General features: G+C 68.1%; 11 protein-coding genes. 1 reads left to right on the top strand and 10 read right to left on the bottom strand.

The genetic code is table 11. From position 1 onward, the window contains the following. Positions 1 to 4: 4 nt before the first annotated feature. Positions 5 to 823 carry a class I SAM-dependent methyltransferase gene (locus ACFWYS_RS04535; RefSeq protein WP_384763195.1) on the bottom strand — a complete coding sequence of 273 codons (819 nt, stop codon included), beginning with the start codon at positions 821 to 823 and terminating at the stop codon, positions 5 to 7. 170 nt (positions 824 to 993) lie between these two features. Here ACFWYS_RS04535 and ACFWYS_RS04530 point away from each other — a divergent pair, with 170 nt between their 5' ends. Next, a complete protein-coding gene (locus tag ACFWYS_RS04530) occupies positions 994 to 1,365 on the top strand; it encodes an NTP pyrophosphohydrolase (protein WP_384763192.1) in 372 nt (123 codons plus the stop codon). Positions 1,366 to 1,477: 112 nt separating this feature from the next. On the opposite strand, the gene ACFWYS_RS04525 is transcribed toward ACFWYS_RS04530, so the two are convergent. From ACFWYS_RS04525 to ngcE, 9 genes are all read right to left on the bottom strand, one after another. Next, the gene (locus ACFWYS_RS04525; RefSeq protein WP_384763190.1) at positions 1,478 to 3,001 is read right to left on the bottom strand and encodes an amino acid permease; all 1,524 of its coding nucleotides are present in this window, start codon (positions 2,999 to 3,001) and stop codon (positions 1,478 to 1,480) included. A gap of 176 nt (positions 3,002 to 3,177) precedes the next feature. Next, positions 3,178 to 5,106 carry a 1-deoxy-D-xylulose-5-phosphate synthase gene (gene dxs, locus ACFWYS_RS04520; RefSeq protein ID WP_384763187.1) on the bottom strand — a complete coding sequence of 643 codons (1,929 nt, stop codon included), beginning with the start codon at positions 5,104 to 5,106 and terminating at the stop codon, positions 3,178 to 3,180. Between the two features lie 239 nt (positions 5,107 to 5,345). Next, a complete protein-coding gene (locus ACFWYS_RS04515) occupies positions 5,346 to 6,638 on the bottom strand; it encodes a sugar ABC transporter permease (RefSeq protein WP_384763184.1) in 1,293 nt (430 codons plus the stop codon). Next, complete coding sequence (locus tag ACFWYS_RS04510; RefSeq protein WP_272116025.1) at positions 6,635 to 7,429, bottom strand: ATP-binding cassette domain-containing protein; 795 nt, start codon at positions 7,427 to 7,429, stop codon at positions 6,635 to 6,637. Before ACFWYS_RS04510 ends, ACFWYS_RS04515 begins: the two co-directional genes overlap by 4 nt. Positions 7,430 to 7,629: 200 nt before the next feature. Continuing rightward, positions 7,630 to 8,742, bottom strand: a complete 1,113-nt coding sequence (locus ACFWYS_RS04505; RefSeq protein WP_384763182.1) for a sugar ABC transporter substrate-binding protein — start codon at positions 8,740 to 8,742, stop codon at positions 7,630 to 7,632. A gap of 121 nt (positions 8,743 to 8,863) precedes the next feature. Beyond that, positions 8,864 to 10,075 (bottom strand): ROK family transcriptional regulator, encoded by a 1,212-nt coding sequence (locus ACFWYS_RS04500; protein ID WP_384763179.1) that lies wholly within the window; start codon positions 10,073 to 10,075, stop codon positions 8,864 to 8,866. Positions 10,076 to 10,311: 236 nt separating this feature from the next. Further along, positions 10,312 to 11,235, bottom strand: coding sequence for a carbohydrate ABC transporter permease (locus tag ACFWYS_RS04495; protein ID WP_384763176.1), 924 nt, complete (start codon positions 11,233 to 11,235; stop codon positions 10,312 to 10,314). Between the two features lie 3 nt (positions 11,236 to 11,238). Next, entirely contained in the window at positions 11,239 to 12,165 is a 927-nt protein-coding gene (locus tag ACFWYS_RS04490) for a carbohydrate ABC transporter permease (protein WP_272116019.1), read from the bottom strand. A 59-nt stretch (positions 12,166 to 12,224) separates the two neighbouring features. Continuing rightward, on the bottom strand, positions 12,225 to 13,688 hold the full coding sequence (gene ngcE / locus ACFWYS_RS04485; protein ID WP_384763173.1) for an N-acetylglucosamine/diacetylchitobiose ABC transporter substrate-binding protein: 1,464 nt from the start codon (positions 13,686 to 13,688) through the stop codon (positions 12,225 to 12,227). Positions 13,689 to 13,715: the final 27 nt, after the last annotated feature.

Below are 13,715 nucleotides of genomic sequence, written 5' to 3'. Positions count from 1 at the left end.
GGGCTCAGCGACGGCAGACGAGGATGCCGGCCATGCACCCGACCTCGAAGGCCCCGTACCGGGCGATGTGGTCGACGAGGATCGTGCGGGCCCGCTCGACGGTGGCCTCGAAGGGCACGTCGTGCTGGTCCGCCCACGCCCGGTAGGAGGCCAGGTGCGCGACGACCGGCCCGGGGTCGCGGACCGTGACGGTGCCGGGGAGTTCGATCGTCTCCACCCGGCCGAACTCCTCCCCCAGCAGGGCCGGGGCCTGCTCCAGGGTGAAGCGGGCACCGAGCGGGATACGGGCCGGGCCGCGTCCGGTGCCCAGGACGTCGCCCGCTGCCCGCTGCCACAGGTCTTCGAGTTCGGCCTTGTCCCGGGCACGGGTGGTGGAGGCGACCACCACTCCGTCACGGGCGACCACGCGGGACAGCTCCCTGACCGCCCGGGGAATCTCCGGCACGTGGTAGAGCATGTGCATCGCCAACGCCGCGCCGACACTCCCCGTGGCCAGCGGCAGCCGCATGGCGTCCGCCACGGCGACCGGGCCGGGGACGCCCGCGAGGATGCCGGGCGAGAGGTCCAGACCGAGCAGCGCCAGGTCGGGCCGGTCCTCCCGGAGCCGCTGGAGGAACGTGCCGTTGCCGCACCCGACATCGACCACCCGCCCCCGTACGCCGCTGAGCTGCTCGGCGACGAGACCGGGCAGGTCGTAGCGAGGCGTCTGCCAGCGGTAGAGCGCCTGCCGGGCGGCCAGGTCCCGGTCGCTGCGGTAGGCGCTTTGGGTGAGGCGGGCCCGGTCGGTGACGGCGGCTTCGTGTGCGGCGGACGGTTCGGTCACGTCATCGGCTCCGGTGGTCGTCGTTTCCAGGGTCACCCCACCGGATACCCGGACCGCCCGGGCTCGGCACACGTTGCCGGGTTCGGCACACGTTGCCCGGGCTCCGCACCCGCCGCCCGGCCACCGGCACGTCGCGCCATGGGCCCTTGCCTCCATGGGACCCTTGCCGCATGACTGAGGACGTCCCCCTGCTCGTGATCGTCGACGCCGCGAACGTGGTCGGGTCGGTGCCCGACGGCTGGTGGCGGGACCGGCGGGGGGCCGCGGAGCGGTTGCGGGACCGGCTGGCGGCGGACGGGGTGCCGGGGCGTGCGGGGCCCGTCGAGATCGTGCTCGTGGTGGAGGGGGCGGCGCGTGGGGTGGAGTCGGTGCCGGGGGTGCGGGTGGAGTCCGCCGCCGGGAGCGGGGACGATCACATCGTCGAGCTCGTCGAACGGGCGGGTGACCGGCCCTGCCTGGTGGTGACCGCGGATCGGGAACTGCGGCGGAGGGTGACGGAGTTGGGGGCGGAGGTGGCGGGGCCGCGTACGGTGCGGCCGTAGCCCGCAGCCCGCATCTCATCGTGAACGCTGTCCGGCCCCGCGGTTCCCGCGGAGGCGGGACATACGGGGCCGGAGGCTCGGGTGTCGGCCACCCGTCAGCCGTGCCGCTCGGCTACTCGGCGTCTCCGCGCGGCGGCTTCATCACGTCGCCCACGGTCGTCTCCTCCTGCAGTGCGAGGCGGCTGTGGGAGCGGCCGTAGAGGAAGTACACGACGAAGCCCACCACCATCCAGATGGCGAACCGGACCCAGGTCTCGGCGGGCAGGTTGATCATCAGCCACAGCGAGGCGAGGACCGACAGGATCGGAAGGACCGGCACCCATGGGGTGCGGAAGGACCGGTGCAGGTCGGGGCGGGTCCTGCGGAGGATGATCACGCCGATGGCCACCACGACGAAGGCGAACAGGGTGCCGATGTTCACCAGGGCCGCGAGTTCGGTCAGTGGCGTGAAGCCGGCGAGGATCGCGATGATCACGCCGAGCAGGATGGTCGGCCGGTGCGGGGTCTTGAACCGCGGGTGGACGTGGGAGAAGAAGCGCGGCAGCAGTCCGTCCCGGCTCATCGCGAAGAAGACCCGGGTCTGGCCGAGCAGCAGGATCATGCACACCGTCGTCAGGCCGACCGCGGCGCCGAAGCTGATGAAGCCCGCGAACCAGGGATGCCCGGTGTCCTTGAACGCGTCGGCCAGCGGGGCGTCGACGGACAGCTTGGTGTAGTGCTGCATGCCCGTGACGACGATCGACACGGCCACGTACAGCGTGGTGCAGATGAGCAGGGAACCGATGATGCCGCGCGGCATGTCGCGCTGCGGGTTCTTGGTCTCCTCGGCGGCGGTCGCCACCACGTCGAAGCCGATGAAGGCGAAGAACACCACCGAGGCGGCGGTGAAGATGCCCATCACGCCGAAGTTGGAGGGCGCCCAGCCGAACATGAGCTGGATCAGCGGGGCGTCGAGATTGCTGGCGGCCTCCACCGTCTGGGTCTTGGGGATGAACGGGTCGTAGTTGTCGCCGTCGATCAGGAACGCGCCCGCGACGATCACGGTCAGGACGACGGCCAGCTTGATGGCCACGACCAGGGACGTGATCCGCGCGGACAGCTTCATACCGAGCACGAGGATGAAGGTGAGGACGAGGACCAGGGCGGCGGCGAGGATGTCGAAGCCGAAGGCGTCGGCGCCCTCTCTGCTGCCCAGGGACACGGGCATCTCCCAGCCCGCGTTGTCCATCAGGGACTGGATGTAGCCGGACCAGCCGACGGCCACCACCGCCGTGCCCAGCGCGAACTCCAGGACCAGGTCCCAGCCGATGATCCAGGCGGGCAGTTCCCCCAGGGAGGCGTACGAGAACGTGTACGCGGACCCGGCGACCGGGACCGTGGACGCGAACTCGGCGTAACAGAGCGCGGCCAGCGCACAGGCGACGCCGGCCGTGACGAATGCCAGGGCCACCGCCGGTCCGGCGTTGTTCTTCGCGACGGTGCCGGTGAGAACGAAGATGCCGGTGCCGATGATGACACCGACACCGAAGACGGTCAGGTCCAGCGCGGACAAGGATTTCTTGAGCGCGTGCTCTGGCTCCTCGGTATCGAGGAGGGACTGCTCGACTCTCTTCGTCCGGAAGAGGGTGCTGCTCACGGTCGTACCTCCCACGCTTGTCGTCCCCGACATGATCGAGAGGGGGCGTGGTACGCATGCCCCGGCGTGGGCGGATTCACACAGATGGGCCGGTTTCGCCACCGACAAGGGTGGCGGAACCGGCCCATCCGGCCGTACCGCTGTTGCCGGACCTCCGTGGGCCGGTCCCGGGCGGGTCAGTCCCGGGCGGGCTCCACCGAGTCGACGTCGGCGGTCGTACGGTCGAAGCGGCCGTCCAGCCTGGACACGAGCCCGGTGACCTGGCGGGCGATGTCGGGGGCGGTGAGGCCGATCTCGGCCAGCACCTCGGCGCGGGAGGCGTGGTCGAGGAAGCGCGGCGGGATGCCGAAGTCACGCAGCGGAACGTCGACGCCCGCGTCCCGCAGGGCCTGGGCGACGGCCGAGCCGACGCCGCCGACGCGGCTGTTGTCCTCGACGGTGACGACGACGCGGTGGCGCTCGGCGAGCGGCGCCATGGCCTCGTCGACGGGCTTGACCCAGCGCGGGTCGACGACGGTGGTGGTGATGCCCTGCTTGTCGAGGAGCGAGGCGATCTCCAGGCACATGGGGGCCAGCGCGCCCACCGAGACGAGCAGCACGTCGGGCGTGTCCGTCCCCGGCTCGCGCAGCACGTCCATGCCGCCGACGCGGCCCACGGCGGGTACGGCGGGGCCGACGGCGCCCTTGGAGAAGCGGACGACGGTCGGCGCGTCCTCGACCTCGACGGCCTCGCGCAGCTGCGCGCGCACCTGGTCGGCGTCGCGCGGGGCGGCGAGCCTGAGGCCGGGCACGACCTGGAGGATCGACATGTCCCACATGCCGTTGTGGGAGGCGCCGTCGGTGCCGGTGACGCCGGCCCGGTCGAGCACGAAGGTGACCCCGCACTTGTGCAGCGCGACGTCCATGAGGACCTGGTCGAAGGCGCGGTTGAGGAAGGTGGCGTAGACGGCGAAGACGGGGTGAACGCCGCCGGTCGCGAGGCCCGCCGCGCTCACGGCGCCGTGCTGCTCGGCGATGCCCACGTCGTAGATCCGGTCCGGGAAGGTGTCCGCGAACTTCTTCAGGCCGACCGGCTGGAGCATCGCCGCGGTGATCGCCACGATGTCCTTGCGCTCCTTGCCGAGCTCGACCATCTCGTCGCCGAAGACGGACGTCCAGTCGGCGCCCGAGGCCTTGATCGGCAGGCCGGTGTCGGGGTGGATGGGGCCGATGCCGTGGAAGCGGTCGGCCTCGTCCTGGAGGGCGGGCTGGTAGCCGCGGCCCTTCTCGGTGAGGCAGTGCACGATGACGGGCCCGCCGAACCGCTTGGCCCGCGCGAGGGCCGACTCCAGGGCCTCGATGTCGTGGCCGTCGATGGGGCCGACGTACTTGAGCCCGAGGTCCTCGAACATGCCCTGCGGCGTGATGAAGTCCTTGAGGCCCTTCTTGGCCCCGTGGAGGGTCTCGTAGAGCGGCTTGCCGACGACGGGCGTGCGGTCGAGGATCTCCTTCGTGCGGGCCAGGAAGCGCTCGTACCCGTCGGTCGTCCGCAGCGTGGCCAGGTGGTTGGCGAGACCGCCGATCGTGGGCGCGTACGACCGTTCGTTGTCGTTGACGACGATGACGAGCGGGCGGTCCTTGGCCTCGGCGATGTTGTTCAGCGCCTCCCAGGCCATACCGCCGGTCAGCGCGCCGTCACCGATGACGGCGACGACATGGTCGTCACGTTTGCGCAGCTCGTTGGCCTTCGCGAGCCCGTCGGCCCAGCCGAGGACCGTGGAGGCGTGGCTGTTCTCGATGACGTCGTGCTCGGACTCGGCCTGCGAGGGGTAGCCGGACAGGCCGCCCTTCTTCTTCAGCTTGCTGAAGTCCTGCCGGCCGGTGAGCAGCTTGTGCACATAGGACTGGTGGCCGGTGTCCCAGAGCACCTTGTCCTTGGGCGAGTCGAAGACGCGGTGCAGGGCGATGGTCAGCTCGACCACACCGAGGTTGGGGCCGAGGTGGCCGCCGGTCTTGGAAACCGCGTCGACGAGGAAGGTCCGGATCTCCTCTGCCAGCTGGTCCAGCTGCTCAGGGCTGAGCCGGTCCAGATCGCGCGGTCCCGTGATGCGGGTCAGCAGCGGCACCCGTGCCTCCTTGCAGTAGAGCTGTTCGAGCTGTTGCCGGGCTTGTCGAGTCTAATGTTCCGCTCAGGCGGAAGGTTCCCGGCCCGGGAGTCATACATCACGCAATCGGCTCTACCCAGTAACACCCCGTACTACAACGCCGAGAAGGGGCGCGGGGAACTGCGCGACCGGCCACAACGGACCGGCACCCGCCAGCTCACCCACGCCCCTACGGCGCTACGGCGTCCTGCCGCTGCGCGCTACGCGCGGCCCGCGGTCTTCTGCGTCTTACGGGTGATCGAGTCGATCACGACCGTCGTCAGCAGAACACCCGCGGTGATCATGTACTTCACCGGCTCGGCGATCGACTCCAGCTGGAGCCCGTACTGGATCGACACGATCACCAGCACACCGAGCAGCGCGTTCCAGGTCCGCCCGCGTCCGCCGAACAGCGACGTACCACCGATGACGGCCGCCGCGATGGCGTTCATCAGCAGGTCACCGGTACCGGCGCTCTGGTTGGCGGACGCGATCTTCGAGGCCAGGAACAGACCACCGATGGCGGCGAAGCCGCCCGAGATCGCGAACACGGAGATCCGCACCGCGGTCACGTTGATACCGGCACGACGCGAAGCCTCCACGCTGCCACCGAGCGCGAAGACCTTGCGGCCGTACGAGGTACGCCGCAGCAGGAAGTCCGTGCCGACCAGGAACACCAGGAAGATCACGGTGGCCAGCGGCAGACCCTTGTACTGGTTGTACATGATCGCCGCGGCGAAGGAGACGATGCCGAGCAGCACGGTCCGCATGATGGTGTCGCTCAGCGGCCGGGACGGGATGCCCGCCGCCTCACGCCGGCGGTTGCTCAGGAACGACGTGAGGAAGAACACCGCCGTCATCACGGCCGCGAGGCCGTACGCCGCCGCGACATCCGTGAAGAAGTACGTCGTCAGCTTGCCGATCAGCCCCTCGCTGTCGAGGTTGATCGTGCCGTTCTCGCCCAGTGTCTGGAGCATGAAGCCGAGCCAGAACAGCAGACCGGCCAGCGTGACGGCGAACGCCGGAGCGCCCAGTACCGCGAAGAAGAAGCCGTGCGCCGCGCCGATGACGGCACCCGCCGTGATGGCGAACAGCACGGCCGCCCACTCGGGCCAGCCCTGGTTCACCGCGAGGACGGCGGCGATGGCGCTGGACGCGCCGCTGACCGAGCCGACGGACAGGTCGATCTCGCCGAGCAGCAGCACGAAGACGATGCCGACGGAGATCATGCCCGTGCCGACCATGGTGACGGTGATGTCACTGATGTTCTGCGCGGACAGGAAGGCCGAGTTCAGGCTCTGGAAGATGACGCAGATGACGACCAGGCCGAGGATGACCGGCAGCGAGCCCAGCTCACCGGCCTTCATCTTGCGCCGGAACTCGGTGATGTAGCCGGCCAGCCCCTGCTCCTGCACCAGCAGGCGGGGGTCGACCGCGGTCACCGCGGCGGCGGCCGCCTCGGTGTTGAGCACCTCGTGCTCGTCCTGCGCCGTGGAGGTCTTGTCGATGCTCACTTGGAAGCCTCCCCGTTCCCGCTGCGTGCCGCACGGCGGGTCACGGCGTTGTCGGTGGCGCCGGTGATGGCGGAGATGATCTCCTCCTGCGAGGTCGTCTTGACCTCGAAGACGCCGTTGTTCTGACCCAGCCGCAGTACGGCGACCTTGTCGGCGACGGCCTTCACATCGGCCATGTTGTGGCTGATGAGGATGACCGCGTGGCCGCGCTCGCGCAGCCGCTCGACCAGGTCGAGGACCTGGGCGGTCTGCTCGACGCCGAGGGCGGCGGTGGGCTCGTCGAGGATGACCAGCTTGGGCTCGCCGAGCATGGAGCGGGCGATGGCCACGGTCTGGCGCTGACCGCCGGAGAGCGAGGCGATCGGGATACGCACGCTGGGGATGCGGATCGACAGCGTCTGGAGCAGCTCGCGTGAGCGGCGCTCCATCTCGACCTCGTCGAGGACACCCCACTTGCGGACCTCACGGCCCAGGTAGAGGTTGCCGACGACGTCGATGTTGTCGCACAGCGCGAGGTCCTGGTACACCGTCGCGATGCCCAGGCTCTGGGCGTCGTGCGGCCGGTTGATCGAAACGGCCTTGCCTTCCCATTCGATGACGCCCTCATCGATGGGGTGCACGCCGGCGATCGTCTTGACCAGCGTGGACTTTCCGGCGCCGTTGTCGCCCACCAGGGCGACCACTTCACCGGCGTGGACCTCAAGCTCTACGTCGGTGAGCGCCTGAACGGCACCGAACCGCTTGGAGACCCCGCGCAACGCCAGCACGGGCGTAGCGGACACGTGAACCATCTCCTTCGCCGCCTGACCCGGCGGAAGGGTTGTACAGAGAGATTGGGGGGTTCCGTCCGGCGCCCCGCGCCGAGCTTGCGGGGCTGTCTTATGCGCGGGGCGCCGGAGGAGTCTGGAGCGAGCAGTCATGTCCCGTGCGGGAATTCAAGGACGAATTCCCGCACCTGGAAAGGGACCGGTACTGCTTGGCTGGTACCGCTTTACTTGAGGCCGGCCTTCGCGCAGGCGTCCTTGTACTTGCCCGTGCAGATCTCGTCGACCGTGTAGAAGCCTTCCTTGATGACCGTGTCGTTGATGTTCGCCGTGGTCAGCGACACGACCGGGATCAGGGCGGCGGGGATGTCCTGCGCGCTGCCGCTGGAGACCTTGTCCTTGGCGATGGAGTCCAGCTTCTCGCCCTTGGCCAGCGCGACGGCCATCTCGGCGACGACGTTGGCTTCCTGCGGGTAGGACTTGAACACGCTCATGTACTGGTCGCCGGCGACGATGCGCTGCACGGCGGCGAGCTCGGCGTCCTGGCCGGTGACCGGGACCTTGAGGCCGGCGGCCTGGAGGGCGGTGATGGCACCGCCGGCCATGCCGTCGTTGGCGGAGTAGACGCCGGCGATGTTGTTCTTGCCGACCGCCGAGATCGCGGCCTCCATCTCGGAGTTGGCGTTCTCCGGCTTCCACTCCTTGGTGTCGTACTCCTTGGCGATGGTGACCTTGCCGTCGAGGGCGGAGTGGGCGCCCTTCTTGAACTGGGCGGCGTTCGGGTCGGTGACCGAGCCGTTGATCATGACGATCTTGGAGTCCTTGGTGGCCTTGTCACCCAGGGCCTTCAGCAGGGCCTCGCCCTGGGTCCTGCCGACCTCCTCGTTGTCGAACGAGGTGTAGCCGCTGATCGGGCCCTCGGCCAGGCGGTCGTAGGCGACGACCTTGATGCCCTGGTCCACGGCCTTCTGCACGGAGTTCTTGATCGCCTTGGCGTCGACCGCGTCCAGGATGAGGACGTCCACCTTGTTGGTGATCATGGTGTCGACCTGCTGCGCCTGCAGGTTGGCGTCCTGCTTGGCGTTGTTGTAGTCGATCTTCGCCTTGCCGTTCGTCAGCTCCTTGATCTTCTGCTCGATCAGGGGCCGGTCGAACTTCTCGTAGCGAGCGGTCTGGTTCTCCGGGAGCAGGAGACCGACCTTGATGTCGTCGCCCTTGGCGGCGCTGGCGGTGGAGTCGTTGTCGCCGCCGGCTTCCTCGGCGCTGCCACAGGCAGCCAGCGAGATGGCCATCGCACCTGCGGCAACGGCAACGGCGGCACGACGCATACGCGTGTTCACTTCAGAAACCTCCCTGACGAGGCCGCGACGTTGCGGCCGAGGTGGCTGGAAGTCAACTCGGCCACACGTGCGACGTCAAGAAGTAAATCCTTAACGGGTTGGCAACGGTGCCATCCGTTCTCTAAGTGAAGGCAGGCGCAGCCGCATGCGGCGCGCCGGCCGCACTCCCGTCCAAAAGCGCCGAATCACCCATCTCGCTCAGTGCGAGCGCAAGGGCCCCGAGCACCTCCGCACGACCGCCAAGTGCCCCCGGGAGCACGGAGAGTTGGCGGGCCGCGCTGGGGATGGCGTAGCGCCCGACGGACTCCCGGATGGGCCCGAGGACCAGCTCGCCGGCCTCGGCGAGATCACCGCCCAGGACCACTCGGCTCGGGTTCAGAAGGTTGCAGAGGTTGGCGACTCCACTGCCGATATGGCGGCCGACGTCGGCGATCACCCGACGGCAACCCGGGTCTCCGTCCCTGGCCAGCCGTACGACGCCCTCCATGGTGAGGTCGGTGCCGTGACTGGACTGGAGGAGCGGGAGCACATAGCGGGCGGCCGCGAAGGTCTCCAGGCAGCCCCGGTTTCCGCAGCGGCAGACCGGGCCGGATTCATCCAGAGTAATATGCCCGATTTCTCCGGCTGTGCCACCCGGGCCGCGATAGATCTTGCCGCTGATGACGAGACCGGCGCCGACACCGCTGGCGACCTTGATGTACGCCAGGTCCCGCACGCCCCGTCCGCTGCCCCACACCAGCTCGCCCAGGGCGCCCAGGTTGGCGTCGTTGTCCACGTGCACGGGCACACCGAGCCGGCCGCGCATCTCCTCGGCGGGCTTGGTGCCGGTCCAGCCCGGCAGGATGGCGGTGGAGCCGAGGGTGCCGGACTCGACGTCGATCGGGCCGGGCACACCGAGGCCCACCCCGGCGATCTTGGAGCGGTCGACGCCGGTCGCCGCGATCAGCCGGTTGACCAGCTCCTCGGCCCGGTCGAAGCCCTGCGACGAGGACGCGTCGACGTCCAGCGGCTCGGACTCCTCGGCCAGCACCTGATGGGCGAGGTTCCCGACCGCGACCCGCAGATGCGTATGGCCGAAGTCGACCCCTATGACGATCCCGGCGTCCCCGCTCAGCGAGACGCTGCGGGCCCGGCGGCCGCCCGCCGAGGTGGGTGTGACCTCGACCGTTCCGCCGTCCTTGAGTTCACGGACGATATTGGAGACAGTGGCCGCGGACAGACCCGTCGTCCGCGCGATCTCCGCCTGGGTGAGAGATCCGGCCAGCCGTACGGCCCGCACGACCCGCTCCAGATTGGCTCGGTGCAGCGACGACTGCGACCCCGGAGTCTCCACGACGACCTCCTGCGCGCGGGACCGCTTCGATGAGGCCCCGTCCGTGTCCAACTAGTGAACTCTAAGCTGAGCCGTTCGGGTTGCCTCCCGTCAAGAGGTTGAACCGGATCCGGGATTGTGTACACGCACACGTGAGCCACCCCTGTGTGGGTGGCTCACGGTCGACGCGGAGTGACACGGTCCTCACGCTGGGGCCAACAGACAGCGTTTACTTCATGGCTTCAACGCCCCGGCGGCTACTTCAGCGCCCCCGCCGTCAGCCCCGCGACCACCTGCCGCTGGAACACGATGTACGCGGCGAGCACCGGCAGCATCGCCATCACCAGACCGGCGAAGAGCCCCGACCAGTCGCCCTTGTAGCCCTGGCTGACGGCCAGCTGCACCAGGCCCTGGGTGAGGACCCGCTTGTCGGGGTCGGTGTTGAGGACCGTGGGCAGCATGTACTGGTTCCACTGGCCCAGGAAGTTGAAGATACCGACGCTGATCAGACCCGGCTTGGCCATCGGAAGCATGATCTGGAAGAACGTGCGGGTGTGCGAGGCACCGTCGACGAAGGCCGCCTCGGCCACCGATGTGGGCAGCGTGCGGAAGAACGCCGTGAGGAAGAACACCGTGAACGGCAGCGAGTACGCGATGTAGACCAGGATCAGGCCGTGGATCGTGTTGAGCAGCCCCATGTTGTTCACGACGTAGAACAGCGGGACCAGCGCGAGCATGATCGGGAAGCTCATGCCGCCGATGAAGAGGAAGTAGATGAAGCGGTTGCCCGGGAAGTCGAAGCGGGCGAGCACATAGGCGGCCATCGAGCCGAGCACCAGGGTGCCGATGAGCGAACCCCCCACCACCAGGATGGTGTTGAGGAAGTAGTCGCTCATGTTGGCCTCGGTCCACGCCCGCGACCAGTTCGAGAAGTGCAGGGTGTCCGGCAGTGACCAGGGCGAACCGAAGATGGAGGCGTCGTCCTTGAAGGACGTCATGACCGCCCAGAGCAGCGGCATGGCGACCATGAACGCCCAGATGACGAGTACTCCGTGGGAGAAGACGTTGAGGACGCCGCCCTCCTTCTTCTCCCTCCTCGGCGATTTCGTCGGTACGTCGATCTTGGTGACGGGCATACCGGACTCGGCCGGTACGGGAGCGGTGGTCTCGGTCGTCTTCATCTGTCAGAACTCCAGCCGCTCGCGACGCCCCAGCCGCATGACGACCGCGGCGAAGGCCAGCGTGACGACGAGCAGGGCCACGCCGATCGTGGTGGCGTAGGCGGCCTGCCCGTCACGGAACGCTTTCTGGTACACGTACAGGACCATGACCGTGGTCGAGTAGTCGGGACCGCCGGGCCCGGTCGTCATGATGTGTACGACCGCGAACGACTCGGCGCCGAGGGCGAGGATGCCCATATAGACCCAGCCGGACTGCACGGTGTCCCACAGCAGCGGCAGGGTGATCCGGAAGAAGGTGCTGGCGCGGCCGGCGCCGTCGAGCAGCGCGGCCTCGTACAGATCCGCCGGAATGGAGGCCATACCGGCGGAGAACAGGACCACGAAGAAGCCGACCGTCGACCAGACGATCACCCCCATCACGGCCCACAGGGCGAGGTTCGGGTCGCCGAGCCAGAGCGGCTGGACGCTGTCCAGTCCGATTCCGCGCAGGATCGAGTTGATCGCGCCGCTGTCCGGGTTGTACGCGAAGGCGAACAGCAGCGCGACGATGGCGATCGACAGCACCTGCGGGAAGAAGTAGACGATCTTGTAGAAGGAGGAGCCGCGGACCCCGGTGATGGCCGGGCCGCCTTTTCTCCGCCGACCGCCCACATTGATCATGAAGGCGAGGAACAGCGCGAAACTGAGTGTCACCAGCGGCAGCAACAACGCGAACAACAGGCTGTGCTGCAACGACTTCCAGAAGATGTCGTCGTCGAGCATTCTCTCGTAGTTGTCGAAGCCGACCATCTTGAATTCGGGGCTCAGCCCCGTCCAGTCCGTGAACGAGTAGTAGATGGACTGGATGAACGGCCAGACGACGAAGAGCGCGTACAGCCCCAGGGGCACCGCGAGGAACCCCACGATGAACCGGTACTTGCCGTGCTGCATTGCTATCGACCCCGATCTGCGCGCGGGTGCAGCCGCTGGTGACAGGTCCTCAAAGGGACCTACTGGTGCTTGTAGTGCTTGATCGACGTGTCCTTGGCCGCCTCGTCGGCGAATCCCTGGATCTTCTTGATGGCCTCGGCCGGGGTGAGACGGCCGGCCATCATCTCGCCGAGACCGGCCACACCGATCTTCTCCTTCTGCAGCTGCACGTACCAGTCCTGCAACCGCGGGTTCACGACGTTCTGGCCGGCCTTTTCCAGCGCCGCGACGCCGGACTTGAGACCCGGGGTGAGGGTGATGCCGTCGGTGCCGCCGTTGTACGCGGTGAGCGACTTGACCTTGCTGGTGAAGTTCTTGGAACTCGCCTCGCTCAGCATGATCCGCAGCTGCTCCATACCGCCGGCGGTGTTCTTCGCCTTGGCCGGGACGATGAACGGCTCACCGCCGGAGGCCCAGATCGTGCCGAAGGGCAGCTTGTCGGAGCTGTCGATGCCGGTCGGCGCGGAGACGGCGAGGGCGAAGTCCTTGGGGATGACCTTCGCCGACTCGTTCTCCACCCAGGAGCCGTTCGGGATGAACAGCGCCTTGCCCTGGGCCCACGCGGTCTGCGACTGGATGTGGTCCAGACCCGGGGTGCCCTTGAGGACGTAGCCCTTCTTGTAGAGCTCGTAGTAGGCCTCGAAGCAGGCCTTGACCGCCGGGTGCTTCCAGGCGTTCGCCTCCAGGTTGTCGATGGCGTCGAGGACCTCGACACCGCCCACCTTGGCGATCATCGGGTAGAGCGAGAAGGGCAGGTAGTACGGGTACTTGCCCGCGTAGGTCCAGCCCGCCATGCCCTTCTTCTTGGCCTTCTCGCAGACCGCGAGCATCTGGTCCCAGGTCTCGGGGTACTGCTCGTCCAGCGAGTCCAGGGCCTTCTGCGAGTACCAGACGCCGTACACCGTGTAGGCGTAGTACATGATCCAGACCGGGTCGCCGTCGAACTGGCCCATCTCGACGATGCCGGGGCGCAGCGTGTCGCGGACCTTCTTGTTCGGGTCGTCGTACGACGGGGAGTCCAGCAGGGGCGTGAGGTCGGCGAGCTGGTCCTTGCCGACGAGGACGCCCATGTCCATCTGCTCGGCGCCGGAGTTGTCGATGAGGTCCGGCGGGGTGCCCTGGTTGAAGCGGGGCTGGAGGGTGGACTGGATCTTCTGGGTGGCGGAGAACTTCACGTCCACCTTGGGGAAGTTCGTTTCGTAGATCTTCACGGCGTCCTCGGCGTACTCCTTGCCGAAGCCGCCGTCGAACAGCACGAACTCCATCTGCGCGGTGTCATTGACGCCGAGCGGGTTCTTCTCGGTCTTCTTGCCTTCCTTGGCCTTGTCGCCGTTGCCGCCGCCCCCGCTGCTGGCACACGCGGAAAGGAAGCTCATCGTGGGGACGGAGATCAGGCCGAGCGCGGCGGACCGCTTGATCAGATCGCGGCGCCCCACACCGGTGGAGCCGTTGTTCCCAGGGTTTCGTGCGGAAGTGGATCCCATGCTCAAGTCCTCGCCTTCTCCAGGACT

This window comes from Streptomyces sp. NPDC059010, assembly GCF_042740355.1.
GTDB lineage: Bacteria > Actinomycetota > Actinomycetes > Streptomycetales > Streptomycetaceae > Streptomyces.
This window is presented reverse-complemented; position numbering and strand designations above follow the sequence as displayed.